Annotated in this window: 15 protein-coding genes; 9 read left to right on the forward strand and 6 right to left on the reverse strand. The window is 61.3% G+C overall.

What is annotated here, in order from left to right; translation table 11 throughout:
• The first annotated feature begins 55 nt into the window (after positions 1–55).
• The 5 genes from hsdR to MHY87_RS07055 are packed head-to-tail and all read left to right on the forward strand — an operon-like array spanning position 56 to position 7,812.
• Complete coding sequence (gene hsdR / locus MHY87_RS07035; RefSeq protein ID WP_239350637.1) at positions 56–3,463, forward strand: type I restriction-modification system endonuclease; 3,408 nt, start codon at positions 56–58, stop codon at positions 3,461–3,463.
• Between the two features lie 45 nt (positions 3,464–3,508).
• A complete protein-coding gene (locus tag MHY87_RS07040; protein WP_239350638.1) occupies positions 3,509–4,975 on the forward strand; it encodes an N-6 DNA methylase in 1,467 nt (488 codons plus the stop codon).
• Positions 4,972–6,303 carry a restriction endonuclease subunit S gene (locus MHY87_RS07045; RefSeq protein WP_239350639.1) on the forward strand — a complete coding sequence of 444 codons (1,332 nt, stop codon included), beginning with the start codon at positions 4,972–4,974 and terminating at the stop codon, positions 6,301–6,303. Before MHY87_RS07040 ends, MHY87_RS07045 begins: the two co-directional genes overlap by 4 nt.
• A 40-nt stretch (positions 6,304–6,343) precedes the next feature.
• Positions 6,344–6,865, forward strand: a complete 522-nt coding sequence (locus tag MHY87_RS07050) for a hypothetical protein (RefSeq protein ID WP_239350640.1) — start codon at positions 6,344–6,346, stop codon at positions 6,863–6,865.
• The gene (locus MHY87_RS07055) at positions 6,862–7,812 is read left to right on the forward strand and encodes a DUF5655 domain-containing protein (protein WP_239350641.1); all 951 of its coding nucleotides are present in this window, start codon (positions 6,862–6,864) and stop codon (positions 7,810–7,812) included. The genes MHY87_RS07050 and MHY87_RS07055 overlap by 4 nt, the downstream gene beginning before the upstream one ends.
• A 33-nt stretch (positions 7,813–7,845) precedes the next feature.
• Here the strand turns inward: MHY87_RS07055 and MHY87_RS18945 are convergent, their stop codons facing one another.
• The 3 genes from MHY87_RS18945 to MHY87_RS07070 all read right to left on the reverse strand — a co-directional run bounded on the left by MHY87_RS18945 (position 7,846) and on the right by MHY87_RS07070 (position 10,766).
• Positions 7,846–8,781 carry a helix-turn-helix domain-containing protein gene (locus tag MHY87_RS18945; protein ID WP_239350642.1) on the reverse strand — a complete coding sequence of 312 codons (936 nt, stop codon included), beginning with the start codon at positions 8,779–8,781 and terminating at the stop codon, positions 7,846–7,848.
• A 10-nt stretch (positions 8,782–8,791) separates the two neighbouring features.
• Positions 8,792–10,090 (reverse strand): site-specific integrase, encoded by a 1,299-nt coding sequence (locus MHY87_RS07065; protein ID WP_239350643.1) that lies wholly within the window; start codon positions 10,088–10,090, stop codon positions 8,792–8,794.
• A 367-nt stretch (positions 10,091–10,457) separates the two neighbouring features.
• Complete coding sequence (locus MHY87_RS07070; RefSeq protein WP_239350644.1) at positions 10,458–10,766, reverse strand: hypothetical protein; 309 nt, start codon at positions 10,764–10,766, stop codon at positions 10,458–10,460.
• A 111-nt stretch (positions 10,767–10,877) separates the two neighbouring features.
• Here MHY87_RS07070 and galE point away from each other — a divergent pair, with 111 nt between their 5' ends.
• From galE to MHY87_RS07090, 4 genes are all read left to right on the forward strand, one after another.
• Positions 10,878–11,870 carry a UDP-glucose 4-epimerase GalE gene (gene galE / locus MHY87_RS07075; protein WP_239350646.1) on the forward strand — a complete coding sequence of 331 codons (993 nt, stop codon included), beginning with the start codon at positions 10,878–10,880 and terminating at the stop codon, positions 11,868–11,870.
• 114 nt (positions 11,871–11,984) lie between these two features.
• Positions 11,985–12,512, forward strand: a complete 528-nt coding sequence (locus tag MHY87_RS07080; RefSeq protein WP_239350720.1) for a DoxX family protein — start codon at positions 11,985–11,987, stop codon at positions 12,510–12,512.
• Between the two features lie 160 nt (positions 12,513–12,672).
• Complete coding sequence (locus MHY87_RS07085) at positions 12,673–13,722, forward strand: outer-membrane lipoprotein carrier protein LolA (RefSeq protein ID WP_239350648.1); 1,050 nt, start codon at positions 12,673–12,675, stop codon at positions 13,720–13,722.
• Between the two features lie 103 nt (positions 13,723–13,825).
• A complete protein-coding gene (locus tag MHY87_RS07090; RefSeq protein WP_239350650.1) occupies positions 13,826–14,800 on the forward strand; it encodes a phosphoribosylaminoimidazolesuccinocarboxamide synthase in 975 nt (324 codons plus the stop codon).
• A gap of 3 nt (positions 14,801–14,803) precedes the next feature.
• Here MHY87_RS07090 and MHY87_RS07095 read toward each other — a convergent pair whose 3' ends face one another.
• The 3 genes from MHY87_RS07095 to MHY87_RS07105 form a co-directional block, all read right to left on the reverse strand.
• Complete coding sequence (locus MHY87_RS07095; RefSeq protein ID WP_239350652.1) at positions 14,804–15,568, reverse strand: alpha/beta fold hydrolase; 765 nt, start codon at positions 15,566–15,568, stop codon at positions 14,804–14,806.
• Between the two features lie 283 nt (positions 15,569–15,851).
• Positions 15,852–16,244 carry a DUF1622 domain-containing protein gene (locus tag MHY87_RS07100; RefSeq protein WP_239350653.1) on the reverse strand — a complete coding sequence of 131 codons (393 nt, stop codon included), beginning with the start codon at positions 16,242–16,244 and terminating at the stop codon, positions 15,852–15,854.
• Positions 16,245–16,368: 124 nt separating this feature from the next.
• Positions 16,369–17,007 (reverse strand): L,D-transpeptidase, encoded by a 639-nt coding sequence (locus tag MHY87_RS07105; protein ID WP_370644858.1) that lies wholly within the window; start codon positions 17,005–17,007, stop codon positions 16,369–16,371.
• Positions 17,008–17,152 lie beyond the last annotated feature (145 nt).

The following is a 17,152-nucleotide window of genomic DNA, read 5'->3' on the forward strand; positions in this document are numbered from 1 at the left end:
ATATCATTTGTGACGCACACGGAAGAACAACCCGTAGTCGTCGGGTAGGGGCAGAATGAGATCCGCGAACTTCGATCATCTGCGCGATTTGAGCGAACAGCTTTATCGCCTGGGCGTTCTGGCAGAACGCTTCTTTGCCGATGATCCCAATACATCCCTCATCAAGAGCCGGCAGTTCGCGGAAACCCTGCTGAAGGAGATCGCGGCGCGTCATGGCACTTATAACCCCGCCCTAAGGGAAAGCTTCAACGATCTCCTGCGGCGGCTCTCGGTGGAGCGGGTGCTGCCCCGGGAGGTCGGCAACGTCTTCAATGCGATCCGTCGTCAAGGGAACGAGGCCGTTCATGATCTGACCGGAGGCCACCAGGAAGCCTTGTCCTGCCTGAAGCTGATCCGCTCTCTCGGGGTCTGGTTTCATCAGACGTTTGCGTTCGACGCCGGTTTCAAACCGGGCCCCTTCGTGCCGCCGCCCGACCCGCAGGACGAGACGAAGGAGCTTGCCCAGCAGCTGGAAGTCCTACGCCAGCAGGTGCTCGATGCGGAGCGGAAGGCTTCTGCTGCCAATGCCTCAGCCGAGGAGCAGGCGAGAGCGCGTGCCGCCGCCGAGGAAATTGTTCACCGGGAGCGGGAAAGCCGCCAGAGCTGGGAGCAGCTGTTGCGCGAGCAGGAGGCTGAACAGGCCAAACTGGCGCAACGCCTTCGCGATCTTCAGGCTGCCGCCGAAGCCGCGCCCCAACAGGATGCCGCCGGCATCGCCCAGGCAGGCCGTGACGCTGCGGCGCGCCTCGAGTTGGACGAGGCCGACACACGCCTGCTGATCGATGCGCAACTGGCCGAAATGGGTTGGGAAGTGAACAGCCAGGAGTTGCGCTATGCCCTGGGAGCACGGCCAGAGAAGGGACATAACCGCGCGATCGCGGAGTGGCCAACGGAAAGCGGGCCTGTCGATTATGCCCTGTTTGTGGGGCTCACCTGTATCGGCGTGATCGAGGCCAAGCGCCAATCGGTTGATGTGCCTTCAATTCTGGAGCAGGCCAAGCGCTATGCGCGGACGATCCGGCTCGCGCCTGAAAACCTGTGTCTGGATGCACCTTGGCAGCATGGCCTCGATGAGCCCTTCCGGGTGCCCTTCGTCTTTGCCACCAACGGGCGGCCCTATGTGGGCCAATGGAAGACCAAGTCCGGCATCTGGCATTGGGACACGCGGCGGGAGCTCAATCATCCCCAAGCCCTGCCGGAATGGTTCTCGCCCGACGATCTCAAGAACAAGCTCGAACGGGACGACGCTGCCGCTAATGCAGGACTGGCCGAGGAGGCCTTTGGCTATGGCGGCGTGCGCCCCTATCAGGAGGAGGCGATCCGCGCCGTCGAGCAGGCTGTGGAGGCGGGGCAGCGGGACATCCTGATCTCCATGGCGACCGGCACCGGCAAGACGCGCACCTGCATCGCCCTCATGTACCGCCTGCTCAAGCACAAGCGCTTCCGCCGCATCCTGTTCCTGGTGGACCGAACGGCACTGGGCGACCAGACCACGGATGCCCTTGAGACGACCGAGCTGGAAGGCCTGCTGAAATTCGCGCAGATCTACAAGGTCGCAGGACTGGAGCAGAAGCTGCCGGAGCCGGAGGACCAAGTTCAGGTCGCCACGGTCCAAGCCATGGTGTCTCGCATCTTGAACGAGACGGATCCTTCAAAGCGCCCGACGCCTGGCACCTATGACTGCATCATCGTCGACGAGGCTCACCGGGGCTACACGCTGGATGCGGAGCTGCGCGAGAGCGACATCGGCTTCCGCAACGTGGAGGACTATCAGTCCGCCTATCGTCAGGTACTTGATTACTTCGATGCGGTGAAGATCGGTCTTACGGCGACGCCCGCGCTCCACACCCGGGAGATTTTCGGCCACCCAGTTTATCGCTACGGCTACCGGCAGGCGGTCGTGGAAGGCTGGCTCATCGATCACCTGCCGCCCAAGCGCATCACCACCGCTCTTGCGGAAGCAGGCATCCATTTCGAAGGCGGGGAGGAAGTCGAGATCGTCGACCCGCGCACCGGGCAGATCGACCTGTTCGAGCTGCCGGACGATGTAGGGCTCGATTACGACCTCGCCGCCTTCAACAAGCGCGTCTACTCGGAGAATTTCAACCGGGTCGTCTGCGAGGCCATCGCCGCCGAGATCCCGCCGGATCGTCCCGGCAAGACGCTGATCTTCGCTGCCCGCGACAGCCATGCGGACGATGTGGTGCGCCTGCTCACCAAGGCGCTGCAGGACGAATACGGCCCGATCCCAGCCGGCATGGTGCAGAAGATCACCGGCTCCGTGCCCGGCAACAAGGACCTGATCCTCAAGTTCCGCAACGATCCTTATCCACAATATGTGGTGACGGTCGATCTGCTGACCACGGGCGTGGACATTCCCTCCATCAGCAATCTGGTCTTCATGCGCCGGGTCGGCAGTCGCATCCTCTACGATCAGATGATTGGCCGCGCCACGCGCCTGTGTCAGGCCATTGGCAAGGAGCACTTCCGCATTTTCGATGCGGTGGATCTCTATGCCAACCTGCAGGAGATGTCCGACATGCGCCCCGTGGTCGTGCGCCCGGACATCGACCTCGCCCAGCTCGTCGCCGACCTGAAGCAGGCCGGAACGGATGAGGACCGGGACTGGGTGGGCGACCAGATCGTGGTGCGCCTGCGCTCTTTGGCAAAGCGCATGGACGATGCCCAGCGCGAGGAGTTCACGCGCCACGCCAGGCAATCGCCAGAGGAGGCGCTGGCCGCTCTTCAGGTTCGCTCCGGAGCCGAGAAGCTCGCCTGGTTCGAGGAGCATTCCCGCGCCGTCGAGATCCTCGACCGCAAGCCCATGAAGAGGCGCGCGCCGACCGACGGTATCACGATCTCGGGCCATGACGACGAACTGATCCGCATCGAGGAGATCTTCGGCAAGAATACAACGCCGGAGGATTACATCGAAGGCTTCGAGCGGTTCGTGCGCGAGAACATGAACGCCGTGCCCGCACTCATCGCCGTCACCCAGCGCCCGCGCGACCTGACCCGCAAGGAACTGTCGGAACTGGCTGGCCTGCTCGACGAGAAGCATTATTCCGAGGGCATGCTGCGGGCGGCCTATGGCCGGGCGCGCAATGCGGATATCGCCGCCCATATCATCGGCTTCGTGCGGCAGGCGGCGCTCGGCGATCCGCTGGTGCCCTACAAGACCCGCGTGGAGAACGCGATCCTGCGCATCGAGAAATCTCGGCCCTGGACGCCGAAGCAGAAGGATTGGCTCCGGCGCATAGGCCGGGCGCTTCAGGACAAGCCGATCGCCGATGCCAGCCTGCTCTCCCAGGGCTCCTTCGCCCACAAGGGCGGCTTTAACGTGATCGCAAAAGATTTCGACGGACAACTGGAGCCTCTGCTCCAGGAGATCAACGAGGCGATCTGGACCAGCCCGGCCGCCTGATCTGCTTCAAATCTGACAAACGATTCCAAAAGGAACGCTCCGCTCATGAACACCAATGCCATCGTCCAGAAGCTCTGGCGGCGCTGCGCCATCCTGCGCAAGGACGGCGTCACCTATCAGCAATATGTGACGGAGCTGACCTATCTCCTGTTTCTCAAGATGATGCAGGAACAAGACAAGGAAGAGGGGCATATCCCGGCCGGCTTCCGCTGGGCTGATCTCGTCAAGGCCGATGGGCTGCCGAAGCTCACTCTGTATCGGCGCATGCTGACCGCGCTCGGCGATCCGGAAACGAAGCTGCCGCGCATGGTGCAGGCCATCTTCGCCAATGCCTCCACCTGCATCCGCGAGCCGCAGAACCTCGCCACTCTCGTGAGTGCTATCGACGAGCTGGAATGGTTCTCGGAGGATCGCGATCAGTTCGGCGATCTCTATGAGGGCCTTCTGCAGAAGATGGCCGAGGAGACCAAGCGCGGCGCGGGCCAGTATTTCACGCCTCGCGCGCTCATCGAGGTGCTGGTGCAGCTCATGCAGCCGAAGCCCGGCGAGGTCATCCAGGATCCGGCATCGGGCACCGGCGGGTTCCTCATCGCCGCAGACCGTTTCATGCGGGAGCAGACCGACGATTATTTCGAGCTTTCCGAGAAGCAGCAGGCTTTCCAGCTGCACAATGCCCTGCACGGCATGGAGAACGTGCCGGACACCTACCGCCTGCTCCTTATGAACCTCTACCTGCATGGACTCACCTCGGAGCATGTGGATCTGGGTGACACGCTCTCACCCAGCGGCACGGCCCTCGCCCCCGCAGACCTCATCCTCACCAACCCGCCCTTCGGTCCTGCGGGTGGAAAGCCCACGCGCGACGACCTCACGGTCACGCACGCCGTCTCGTCCTACCAGCTGCCCTTCGTGGAGCATTGCATCCGCAAGCTGAAACCCGGCGGGCGCGCGGCCATCGTGGTGCCGGACAACGTGCTGTTCGAGGATGGACGCGGACGCGAGCTGCGCCGCATGATGATGGAATGGTGCGACCTGCACACCATCCTGCGCCTGCCTACCGGCATCTTCTATGCCCAGGGCGTGAAGACCAACGTGCTCTTCCTGCGCCGCGGCACCCATTCCGCCGACAAGACGGACGCCGTGTGGGTCTACGACCTGCGCGCCCAGATGCCCGCCTTCGGCAAGACCAACTCACTGACCGCCGAGCACTTCAAGGATTTCATCACCGCTTATGGGGATGATCCGAACGGGCAAGGCGAACGCAAGGATGAAGGCGAGGCAGGCCGCTTCCGGTGCTTCACTCGTGAGCAGATCGAAGCGCGCGGCGACAACCTCGACATCACCTGGTTGAGGCAGGAAGAGGAGCAGGCGGAGGACGGTCTGACCGAGCCAGAAGACATCGCAGCCGCGATCCTCGGGCACCTCACAGCCGCCATGGCGGAGATCGAGGCGCTGAGCGTGGAGCTGAGTGAGGCGGATGCGGCAGCAGAAATTGTGGAGGCGGCGGAATGACGACGTTGCCGAACGGGTGGGTTGAGACAAACCTGGGTAGCTTAGCTGATTTTGTCATGGGCCAAGCTCCCCCTGGTTCTGCAAGCAATTTTAAAGGCAATGGAACGCCATTCGTAAAAGCGGGTGAGTTTGGAGCCCACGAGCCTATTATTCGAGAATGGACGACGAAGCCCATAAAGATGGCGTCCGCTAGTGATGTCTTGATCTGTGTCGTTGGCGCAACATCAGGCAAGATCAACCTTGGAGCTGATTGCGCTATCGGTCGAAGCGTCGCTGCGATCCGCCCGGCACACGGATTAGATCAACAGTACCTCTACAATTATTTAAAAACCCAAGTGAGCGATTTACGACAACGCTCGCTCGGCACCGCACAGGGTGTAATTTCCAAGGAAATGCTTTCGGACCTTAGTGTTCCAGTCCCTCACCCTAAAGAGCAGAAGCGGATCGTGGCGAAGGTGGAGAGCCTGACGGCGAAGTCCGCCCGCGCTCGCAGCGAGTTGGACAGAACGTCCTCACTCGTCGCTCGCTTTCGAGCGAGTGTTCTAACGAAGGCATTTGCAGGAGGCTTGCTCTCAAAAACTCTAAAAGAGTATCGCGAGGAGATTGGAGCGAGCGGCGCTATTTATCGGGTTCCGAGTGAATGGCAGATGCACACTGTCGGAGAGGTTGGCGAGATCAGGCTGGGAAAGATGCTTGATAAGGCCAAGAACAAAGGTGATCTTACTCCATACCTCCGTAATATAAATGTCCGCTGGGGAGCCTTTGATACCTCAGATGTCATGATGATGCGCTTTACGGCAACTGAGCGCGAAGATTTTTCTATAAGAGATGGTGATATTCTCGTCTGCGAAGGTGGGGAGCCAGGACGAGCGGCTGTATGGGAAGGCGGCCCAACAAAGCTGTGTTACCAAAAGGCTCTACATAGGGTCCGCCTGAAAAGGGGATATGACCCTAAGTTTTTCTCATATTTTCTGAGGTGGTTTACCGAAACTGGCCATTTGGTTCCTCATCTCACCGGAACAACAATCAAGCACTTGCCTCGTATTGCATTTGCGAAGATACCCTTCTGGTGTCCAGATACGAATAGCCAAGTCGAAATCGTCCGCCGCATCGAAGCAGCCTTCGCCAAGATCGACCGCCTCGCGGCGGAGGCCAAGCGGGCGCTGGAGCTGACGGATAGGCTCGACGAGAAGATTCTCGCCAAGGCCTTTCGCGGCGAGCTGGTGCCGCAGGACCCGAACGACGAGCCGGCGAGCGTGCTCCTCGAACGCATCCACGCCGAGCGGGCGGCTCAGCCGAAGGCGAAGCGCGGGCGGGCGAAGGCTTGAGACGATCCATGAACCCACCCACCGAGAGAAAAGCCGCACCATGAACAAGAAGGCTCCCAAAAAGCCCGAGCTCAAGCCTTTGGACACGTATGACCTGAAGACCCTTGAGGGATGGATCGATGCGTTTCGCCGCCATAACCTCACCGACGATCCCGATTTTGCCCGCCTGCTTCAGGAGCGCGAAAGGCGCGGAACGCATGGGCTCAGTTTCGAGACCACAAGGCTCGCGATCTATCAGGCTGCCGCCGAGGGCCGCTTCCTGACCTACAAGGAGGTTGCGGATGCGAGCGGAGCACCGTTCGCGAAGGTCCGGTACCAGATCGGCGCTCATCTCACCCGCCTGTGCGAATACGCCCATCGGCAGGGATGGCCTTTGATTTCCTCCATCGTGGTCAATCAGGACGGGCGGGAGACCGGGAGCCTCCAGGAAAGCGCTCTCGGCGGCTTCATCACCGTTGCTCGCGATCTGGGATATGCCGTCACCGACGAAGAGGCCTTTTTGAAGGATCAGCAGGAGCGAACCTTCGCCTGGGGCCAAGCTCCATTGGCGCTGCAAGCATGAGCGACATCAAACTTTTCCGCCTCGGGAGCGATCAGGTTACCGAGATTCCCGGCGAGGCAGTGCAGGTCGAGAAGTCTCTTCAGGCGCTGTTCGAAGCCAATCTCGAGGCGCTCCTCGGCGTGCGCTTTCTCGCGAGCGAGTATTCCACCGGACCCGTCCACGGCGGACGGATCGATACGCTGGGGCTGGACGAGGACGGCTCTCCCGTCATCATCGAGTACAAGCGGGCCATCAACGAAAATGTGGTGAGCCAGGGGTTGTTCTATCTCGACTGGCTGATGGACCACCGCAAGGATTTCCAATGGCTTGTGATGGAGAAGCTGGGGCCTGAGGCCGCGAAGGCGGTCGACTGGTCCGGGCCGCGGCTTCTCTGCATCGCAGGCGATTTCACTCGCTATGACGAACATGCCGTCAAGCAGATCGCCCGCAACATCGAGCTTCTGCGCTACCGCCGCTACGGAGACGATCTGCTTCTGCTCGAACTGGTGCATGCGCCGAAACAGGCGCGCGTGACCGCTCAATCCGTAGCGGCTCCCGTCAAGGCATCTGTGCCTGCGCCGGCCTCCTCGACTGAGGCCGACCCGTACTACACGCAGAGGATCAGCTACCGGCTGGAACAGGCGGACACCAATGTCCGCGATCTCTTCGAGGCTGTCCGTGAGTATCTGCAAGGCCTGGGCGACGATGTTCAGATCAAGGAGCTGAGGTATTACATCGCCTTCAAGCGCATCAAGAACTTCGCCTGTGTCGAGGTCTATCCTCAGGCCAAGGTCGTCACCGTTTACCTCAAGGTCGATCCAAAAACGGTCGAGCTGGTGCCGAACTTTACCCGGGACGTGACCAACATCGGCCATTTCGGAACAGGCAATCTGGAGGTCAGCCTTCGGACCATGGACGATTTCGCCCGTGCTCAGCCGCTCTTCATTCGAAGTTACGAGAACAGCTAGGACGTGGATCGGACGGAAGTCAGCTTCAAACTCTCAGCTTGCTCCAGTCTGCTCGTTTAGCCACTTCATAAGATCGTCGCGGAAGATGAGGGACTTGCGTCCGACTTTCCTCAGCGGAAGTCGCCCCTCTTTCACCTCCTCATATAGCTTAGTCTTTCCGATGCCCGCCATACGGGCCGCCTCACTTATGCTGTAGGCAAAGGGGACTAGCGGCTCCTTTTCGGGGACTTCAGTCTCGGGTGTGCGTGGGGTTTGCTCGGGCGCGCTCGCAGGAGAGGCCTCGGGTTTCTCTTCGGTGGAGCGCTTCCTGGGCGGTTTCTTAACGGGAAGGTGACCGAGGACCTCCATCAATGCATCGCTGTCGATGAAGATGTGGTGCGTTCCCAAGGGATCAGGGGCGAAAGGCCGTTCCGGTGTGATCCGACCGAACTTGAATCTCGGCTCGATGTCCTGAAGCCGTGCATTCCAGGATGTGCTGGGGAGAGGCTCCGGTACACCCGTCGCGATATTGACTCCAAAGGTCGGCAACTCGCCTTTTGCGGCCGCTACCGCGATCGAGGTCATCACGGTCTCGAACCGGTGGCGGGGCTGCCCGTTTGGGTTGCCATAGAGAAAGAGGTGGGTCGTCAGTCTGTCCCATTGCTTCTCAGTGAAGGTGTAGGGAAGGGCAACATCGCCATCGTAACAGGCAAGGCTTGGCCGATAGTCCAACGGTGATAGGCGTTGCGGCATATAATCGAGGAGAAGCTGCTCCAACAGGTGATGGGCCTGTTCCCGCTGCTCGCGCGTTGCATCCGCAAGCGCAGGCGGAAGGTCGGGCGCGGAGGAAAGGGCCATGGGCTCCGTTTCGGCCCATTCTCCAGGATAGCGCGCCATGCCGACGTGAAAGACAGCTTCCGCCAGGAAAAGCGTGCCTTGGGTCAGGTCCTTCGGCCATTGCTCAGGGCTGGCCTGAAAGGGGAGAAGCACCCAATTATCCTTATCCTGCTCGCTTGAACGCAATGATCTCGGCCTTCGACGTGAGGAGGGTTTGGAGATTGGCGCTCCAGAGGTCGAGCGCTTCTCTCTTCTCTCGCTGTCGATCATAAAGGTTATAATGTCTCCTTGTCACGCCTTTGACGGTATGGTCGAGGACGGCAGACACATCCTCGTCTCTGACCCCGTAAGAGCCCAGCCGTGTCGCAAGGGTTCGGCGCAGGTCATGAGGCGTCGGCGGATCCTCCGCCCACTTGGCATGGACTTGGCTCTTGTCTTTCTGCGCAGTGATCTCCTTGCCGAGCCTGTCGAGAGCCACACTGAAGGCATGTCCCTCGATGGGAACGCGTCCATTCACGCGACGGGGGCTTGGGAACAGGAACAGTTCATCATCCCCAACCGTCGCGAGAATGCTCTGAACCGTCTCCAGGGCAAGGGGCGACAAGGGAACGAGGAATGAACGCTGCGGCCCAACCGCCGACTGCTTCATCCGTTCGGGAGGAATGACGAGGCAGGCTTGTTCAGGGTCGTCGAGAGAATGCAGCTCGTCGCGCCTCAGACCGGCGATCGCGCTGATCCTCAAGCCTGTCAGGAGTGCCAGGCGCAGGCCAAGACCTGTGCGCCGCGTGAGGGGAGGATTCACCACGCTCGACCAGAACAACCGGATCTCTCCATATGTCAGCACGCGTGTCTTGGCATTTTCGGGCGCACGTTTCTTAAGGCGCAGGCAGGGGTGATGGGAGATCAGGTCGTTGTCCAGCGCAAACGAGAAGACCTTGGAGACCAGGGACTGCACGCGGTTCGTCTGACCGGTCAGCCCCTGCGCCAAGAGCCCTTCCAAGAGCTCGATCACGTCGCGGCGCTGAATGGATTGGTAAGGGCGCTTGCCCCATTTCGGCAGGACATGCCGCCGGAGATTGGCCTCATCGGCTTTGGCGCTGCGCTTGAACCGGTAGGCATATTCCTGAAGGTACCGGTCCGTGAGCGCCTCAAAGGTCTTGGTCGTCGCATCCTCTCGCGCCTGGCGCTTGGCCTCCACGGGATTGCTCCCGGCCGCCACGGATTTGCGCATAGCTTCTGCCTTCTCGCGGGCCTGGCCGAGCGACACATCGGGGTAGTTGCCCAGGCCCATGCGCGAGGTCTTGTTGGTAACGGGATCCCTGAAGCGGAAGCTCCAGGACCGGTTGCCATTCGACGTGACGCGGAAGGCGAGACCGACGCATCGCGTGTCGGAAAGCTCCAGCCGCCCTGAAGATGGTGGCTCAGCAGAACGCAGAACGATGTCGGTCAGCAGCCTTTTCATTTCGATGTCCCTGTCAAATTTAGGTCATCAAATCTTGTGTCCCCAGCAATGTCCAGAGCATGCGACTTGCTTGCTGGGGACACACTGGGGACACAAAATGGTCCGGTCACTGGCGATCGGTGGCGAGCGTCAGCGGACAAGGGCAATAGAAATATCGTAATAGTGTCAATGCGTTATCATGCACGCCGTCGTCCGCCAGCGTTCGCCAAAAAACACCAAAGTTTTTCTGAAAATCGCAGTGTCGGCGGTTCGACTCCGTCCCTGGGCACCATTCATCTCAGATGATGCTGCAAGCACCGCAAAAGCGGTGCTTTTTTGTTTCTGAACTTGAATTCGCATCGGCTTTGAATGGCGTAACTGCCTTCGCTCACTTGATCGCGTCGAAGAGCGGGCCTGAACACTGGACGACGAGGATCAGGAGCAGGATGCCGAAGAACCAGAGCCAGGAGCCGCTTCTCTGCGGCTTCGCGGGCGGGGCGGCAGTGGTTGCTTGAGGCCGGAATACGGGCGTAGGCGGTGCAGGCAGGCGCTCTATCAATTCCGCCGCATCTGCCCGAACACGGCCTTCCGTGCCGAGAAAACGGAAATGCACGGGAATGCCGCCGACAAAGCCTACTTCCGCCGGCTGGATTTCGGAATCGTGATGGACCCACCAGTATTCCGTACGTTCCTTCATGCAACATCCTCTCAGCAATTGGGGGGTAGCCCCCATGTTTTGCCAGCATGTTGCGCTAGAAATCCAGAGGCATTCGGGCGACGATAGGCAAATGGGGATTGAGGGGATCTCGTGAAAGTTCTTGTGACTGGGGGCGCCGGCTATATCGGCGGCCATATGGTTCTGGCTCTGCGCGACGCAGGGCACGAGCCGGTCGTGTTCGACAATCTTTCGACCGGCTTTCGTTGGTCGGTGCCGGATGATGTGCCGCTCGTCGTGGGCGACATCGGCGATTACGAGCTGATGCTCCAAACCCTGCGGGCGCATTCCATCGAGGCTATCGTGCATTTCGCCGCGAAGCTCATCGTGCCGGAATCGGTGCGCGATCCGCTGGGCTATTACCTCAACAACACCGTGAAAAGCCGCTCTTTGCTGGCGGCTGCGGTGGCTGCGGGAATCAAGACCTTCGTCTTTTCCTCCACAGCGGCAGTCTATGGCAACGCGTCCGACAAGCCGCTTGCCGAGGATGCGCTGTTGGCGCCGTTGTCGCCCTATGGTAGCTCCAAGCTCCTCACCGAGGTGATGCTGAGGGACGTGGCGGCTGCCCACGACATGCGTTTCGTGGTGCTGCGTTATTTCAACGTGGCGGGGGCCGACCCCGCCATGCGCCATGGCCAGTCGACAGCGAATGCGACCCACCTCATCAAGGTGGCGGTGCAGACCGCGCTTGGCATGCGCTCGCACATGGAGGTCTACGGCACGGATTATCCGACGCCGGACGGCACCTGCATCCGCGACTACATCCATGTGACGGACCTGATTGCGGCGCATATGCAGGGTCTCGAGTATCTGCGCGCAGGCGGCGAGAGCCTCGTGGTGAATTGCGGCTATGGGCACGGCTATTCCGTGTCGGAGGTGATCGACACGGTCCGCAAGGTCTCGGGCCGTACGTTCGAGGCCCGCTATGCCCCCCGGCGCGACGGCGATCCGATCAATATCGTGGCGGATTCCTCCCGCATCCGGTCCAAGCTCAACTGGCAGCCCCGCCATGACGATCTCGCCGCCATCGTGGAGCATACCCTGCGGTGGGAGACCATGCTGCGCGAGAAAAACCTGAAGCTCTGACCAAACGGCCTTGGACAATTCTGGGGCGCTAAGAACAGGTTAAGAACCTCTGCCTTTAATACGGGCCGCGACCCGGCGATTCCGGGTGCGGACGAAGAGGCGAGGGGTTTGACCATGAATACTGGCGCGACGAACGGAATTCTGCTGCTGAGCCGGCTCCTCCTCGCAGGCTGCTTTCTGCCGCCGGCCATCGCGCGGCTTACCAATATCTCGGGCTTTGCGGCGTCGCTGACCCTGAAGGGCATTCCCTATGGGGACATCGTGGCGACCGCTATCGTGGTGGTTGAGATCGTGGCTCCGCTCGCCTTGATCCTGGGCTTAGCTCCGCGCATAAGCGCCTCGGTCCTGATCGCCGGTCTCGTGATCACCACGGGGGCGTTGCACCGGTTCTGGGATTATGGCGGCCTGACCCGCCAGATGGAGCAGACTGTTTTCCTTGCCAATCTCGGTGTTCTTTCGGGGCTTCTGTTCTACTGGCTCGTCGGGCCGGGCGCCTGGAGCTGGAAGGGCTGGCTCGGTGGCCTGGGTCCCAGGAAACCCGCCAAGAAGAAGCGCCAGTCCCGCCCTCGTGCGACGAAGCCGAAGCCCGCTCCGGTTCGTCCCTTCGAGGACGAGGATGACGAATACGCGAACGCCGCGTGAAGCGTGTAAAGCCTCAGACGGCCCCTGGACGCGACTCGTTTTCGCCTGCAATCTCCTGCCTTCATTAAGCCTCTAATCGACGCGATAAGGCGCGACCGCCAAGGATTTTGCGGTTCTCCTTACGTGGACATTCGTTGTTTTACGGGTTTGCAGTCGAGCCATGCTCAAGAAGTCTTTGCGTCGTGTTTTCGGTCTCGTCCTTCTGCTTGCATTCGCTTCGCCGGTTGCGGCTCAACAGCGGGCGTCCGATCCGCTGACCCGTTTCCTTGACGGCATCTTCAAGCCCAACCAGGGGCAGGGCGCGCCCGAAGCGCAGCCGCAACCTGCGCAACCCGCACCCGCACCCGCCGCGCCGGAGGCCGCAGCCCAGGCTCCGGAGCCGGCGAAACCGGCAGCAAAGCCCAAGACCGCAGCTCCCAAGCCGAAGCCGACGGTCCAGCAGCAAGCCGCAAAGCCCAAGCCCCAACCCGAAGCGCAGCCCGCGCCGCAGCCGGTCGCTGCACCTGCGCCCAAGCCTGCTCCCGCGGAACCCGAGGTCAAGCAGGCGGAGCCTGCACCTGCTCCCCAACCGGCCCCCGTGAAGGTGGCGGAGCCGCCCAAGCCTGCCCGATCGACCCCGGCCCAGGCTGTGCCGACGCCCACCCCTTTGGCGGCCGCGACGGCTGCGGCTACGCCCGTGTCTCCGCCAAACCCCTCGTCACCGGCGGCGGCTCTCGAGCGGGTGAATGCCTATTTCAACGCCATGGACCAGATGTCCGCCTATTTCGTGCAGAAAAACCCCAACGGGCAGCAGGTGGAGGGCACGCTCTCCGTGCGGCGTCCGGGCCAGCTGCATTTCGCCTATGCGCCGCCGAGCACGCTCGAAATCGTGTCGGACGGTCGTAATGTCGCTATCCGCGACAAGCGGCTCGGCACCAACGACGTCTATCCCGTCAGCCAGACACCCTTGAAGTTTCTGGTGCAGGAGAACGTGAACCTTGCGCGGGACACCAAGGTGAAGGACGTGCAGATCGCCCGCGACGGCATGATCACGGTCAGCTTCGACGACAGCGCGACGCTGGGCGGCACGTCCAAGATTACCTTGCGCTTCGACAGCCGCGCCAATGCTCTCAAGCAATGGACGGTCGTCGATTCCCAAGGTTACGAGACCACCGTGGTTCTCTCCGGCCTCAACGTCACCCAGCGCAAGAACGCCAACGCCGCCAACTGATCCCGTGGAAAGGCTTCAACTTTCTTGGGTCTGGGCCTAGTCTGCCTGCGGATTCAGGCTAGAACTCGGCGGACGAAAACCCGAATAGCGGTGGCAGGTGAGCATGGTCGATCAAGCAGCCCTTCAGGCATATGCCGGTTACGTCCTTCAGGACGCCACGATCCCGGAGCTGCCGAACCATTATCGGGGCAAGGTGCGCGACAATTACGATCTGCCCGACGGGCGGCGCATCATCATCGCGTCGGACCGCATCAGCGCCTTCGACATCAATCTCGCCTCCATTCCGCTGAAAGGTCAGGTACTGACGCAGACCGCGCGCTTCTGGTTCGAGAAGACGGCGGATATCTGCCCTAACCACATCATCGAATATCCCGATCCGAATGTGGCCGTGTGCAAGAAGCTCACCATCCTGCCCGTCGAGATCGTGGTGCGCGATTATCTCGCCGGCACCACGGGCACCTCGATCCTCTCGCTCTACAAGCAGGGCCAGCGAGAGATGTACGGCATCACGCTCCCCGATGGCATGCGCGATAATCAGAAGCTGCCGCAGACCATCATCACGCCCACCACGAAGGCCTTCGACGGCGGACACGATGAGCCGCTGACCGCGAAGGAAATCGTGGAGCGCAACCTGCTGACGCCTGAGCAGTGGAAGATTGTTTCCGATTACGCGCTCGCGATCTTCGCCAAGGGCCGTGAGATCGCGGCCGCGCGAGGCCTCATCCTCGTCGACACGAAATACGAGTTCGGTATCGACGAGAGCGGCAAGATCATGATCGCCGACGAGATCCACACGCCCGACAGCAGCCGCTACTGGTTCGCGGAAAGTTACCCCGAACGCTTCGAGAAGGGCGAGCGGCCCGAGAGCTTCGACAAGGATTTCGTGCGCAGCTGGGTCGTCGCGCGCTGCGATCCCTACAAGGATCCCGTGCCGGAGATTCCCGCAGACGTGATCCTCGCAACCTCGCGCGTCTATATCGACGCCTTCGAGCGCATCACCGGCCAGCCCTTCGCGCTGCCCGATGCGAAGGTGCCGGTGCTGGAGCGCATCCGGGCAAATCTGGCGCGGTATTTCTGAGCCTTAAAGAAACGCCCGCACCACCTTCGCTACATCGCGCGCACGCTCGACGGGCAGCATGTGAGTCTCGCCCTTGAACAGTTTGAGCTGCGCTCCGGCGATCAGGCGGGCGGTTTCCTCCATGGCTTCCACATCGAAGAACGGGTCGCGCGTGGCGCCGACGATGAGGGTGCGAGGCCGGATGGCCTGCAACCATGATGGATCGCTTCCGAAATCCTCGCCTGCCACCGCGTGAAGACCGCGCACGATGATGGCGGGATCGTTCATCGTCTCGTGCAGTCTCTCCCGTTCCTGCCTGAAGCGCAGACGAAGCAGCCAGTTGAGCCAGGGGCGGCGGAAGACGAGGCCGAACTCCTTCAGGAAGCCCTCGAAGTCGCCCTGCCATGCGCATTCGATCTGCCGGTCGATGCTGCGGCGGCCCTCGGATGAGAAACGGTGCGCGCTTACCATCAGGATCAGGCTTTGCACGAATTCGGGATGCACGGCAGCAAGGCGCGCCGCCACGAGGCCGCCGAACGAAATGCCCATTACGCTCGCGGAGCCGATCTCGTCGCGCAGGATCCACGACACGTCATTGACGATCATGTCGATGCTGTAGCCTGGAGGCGGATTTGAATCGTAGCCCAGCACATAGATCGGACGGCGAGAGGGCAGGAGCCGCGCGATGCGCTTGGCATCTCTTTGCGCGCGTGCGGGCGTCGGGCGGCGGACGAAGGCCTGCCCGCCGTTGAGAACGACGATGGGATCGGAGCCCGAACCGATTTTCACGAAAGGAATCCGGTTCAGGAAAACACCTGTTTCAAAGCGCGTCATGATCGAAAGCTATCGCTGCAGGCAGCCCATCGCACTATGCGCACAAATGGGATGAAAAGGGCTGCTTCGGACTTTTGGAAAAACCTGCCGGAGAGGGGCGCTGCTTGATGTGCGCGACCGCACGTCATCCATGCGGATGACACGGGGAGGAAAGGCAGATTGTGGAGCCGACGGACGCTTGAAGGGCGGCGGCGGCTTGTGGGCCGGAAGGTTGTCCTAAGAGCTTAACGTTACGTCGTCAATCGCTTTGTGCGCGGGCGGGAGCTGCAACAGCCTGATCGCTTTTGTACCGCTCCCAGGGCCAGCGCCCCTCGATCTCGACTTCGAGCGAGAAGCTCAGAAACGTGCGGATGAGCACGATGCCGCCGAGGATGAAAAGGCTCTCGAGCGTCGGCTCGATGGCGACCGTGTTGATGATGTCTGCGGCAACAAGAAATTCGAGCCCAAGCAGGATCGCGCGTCCGAGATTGGAGCGATAGAGATTAAACGCGCCTTCAACGCGGTGCCCTCGCAGCACCTGCCAGAGAACGGCGATGGTCGCACCCAGGGTTCCGAGCACGATGATGGCGATGCCGCCCACCTCGATCATGCGCGTCGTGAACCGCAGCGCCTGCGGGAACCAATCGTCCATGGGCCATCCTCTTACAAGGTGCATGGATATTGATTCATAGGACAGAGAAGCGCGGCCTCCAGGGGAGGCAAAGAAAAGGGCCGGCCCAAGGCCAGCCCTTGATGCTTATTCGAGATACTGTCGCTCAGTAAAACGAGACGCGCTGCTCATCCTGCTCCACATCGGGGAGGGAGGTGCCGCGCAGCACCACCACCGGCGAGCCTGTGGGCACGCGGTTGTAGAGATCGATGATGTCCTGATTGAACAGGCGGATGCAGCCCGAGGATACCGACTGGCCGATGGACCACGGCTCCGTCGTGCCATGGATGCGGTACATGGTGTCGTTGCCGTTGTTGTAGAGGTAGAGCGCGCGGGCGCCGAGAGGGTTCTCGATGCCGCCTGCCATGCCGCCCGCCCATTTCGCATTGCGTTCCGGCTCGCGCTTGATCATCGAGGCGGTGGGCGTCCAGCGCGGCCACATGGCCTTGCGACCGACCTGCGCGCGGCCAGCCCAGGCAAGGCCTTCCTTGCCGACGCCGATGCCGTAGCGAATGGCGCGTCCACCTTCACGGACGAGGTAGAGATAGCGGGCTGCCGTATCCACCACGATAGTGCCGGGCTCCTCACGGCCGTAATAGGCCACCTCGCGGCGTAGGAAGCGCGGATCGACTTCGGTGATGTCCGTCGCCGGAAGCGGATGCGCTTCGTCGGGGCGCGCGGCGTACATGGCCATGTAGGCCGGATCAATATAGCGGGTGGCCTGCTGCTGAGGCGCAGAAGTCACACAGGCGGCCAGCGCCAGCGGGAGAATCAAGACGCAAAAGCGGAGCGCGTTTCGCAGAGAGGACATGTTCGTGGCCATGGCAGCAGACATCAGTGGGTAGGCTCGCAGTTTCTGGTTTTTCTCTTATGCCACCGTCTCTTAGTTC

The organism is Microvirga sp. ACRRW, from assembly GCF_022346925.1.
Classification (GTDB): Bacteria; Pseudomonadota; Alphaproteobacteria; order Rhizobiales; family Beijerinckiaceae; genus Microvirga.

What these genes read in the sequence shown, in the direction of transcription:
- hsdR (WP_239350637.1), top strand. Translation starts at nt 56, where the DNA reads ATGAGATCCGCGAACTTCGATCATCTGCGCGATTTGAGCGAACAGCTT.
- MHY87_RS07040 (WP_239350638.1), top strand. Translation starts at nt 3,509, where the DNA reads ATGAACACCAATGCCATCGTCCAGAAGCTCTGGCGGCGCTGCGCCATC.
- MHY87_RS07045 (WP_239350639.1), top strand. Translation starts at nt 4,972, where the DNA reads ATGACGACGTTGCCGAACGGGTGGGTTGAGACAAACCTGGGTAGCTTA.
- MHY87_RS07055 (WP_239350641.1), top strand. Translation starts at nt 6,862, where the DNA reads ATGAGCGACATCAAACTTTTCCGCCTCGGGAGCGATCAGGTTACCGAG.
- MHY87_RS07070 (WP_239350644.1), bottom strand. Translation starts at nt 10,766, where the DNA reads ATGAAGGAACGTACGGAATACTGGTGGGTCCATCACGATTCCGAAATC.
- MHY87_RS07100 (WP_239350653.1), bottom strand. Translation starts at nt 16,244, where the DNA reads ATGGACGATTGGTTCCCGCAGGCGCTGCGGTTCACGACGCGCATGATC.
- MHY87_RS07080 (WP_239350720.1), top strand. Translation starts at nt 11,985, where the DNA reads ATGAATACTGGCGCGACGAACGGAATTCTGCTGCTGAGCCGGCTCCTC.
- MHY87_RS07065 (WP_239350643.1), bottom strand. Translation starts at nt 10,090, where the DNA reads ATGAAAAGGCTGCTGACCGACATCGTTCTGCGTTCTGCTGAGCCACCA.
- MHY87_RS07085 (WP_239350648.1), top strand. Translation starts at nt 12,673, where the DNA reads ATGCTCAAGAAGTCTTTGCGTCGTGTTTTCGGTCTCGTCCTTCTGCTT.
- MHY87_RS07090 (WP_239350650.1), top strand. Translation starts at nt 13,826, where the DNA reads ATGGTCGATCAAGCAGCCCTTCAGGCATATGCCGGTTACGTCCTTCAG.
- MHY87_RS07050 (WP_239350640.1), top strand. Translation starts at nt 6,344, where the DNA reads ATGAACAAGAAGGCTCCCAAAAAGCCCGAGCTCAAGCCTTTGGACACG.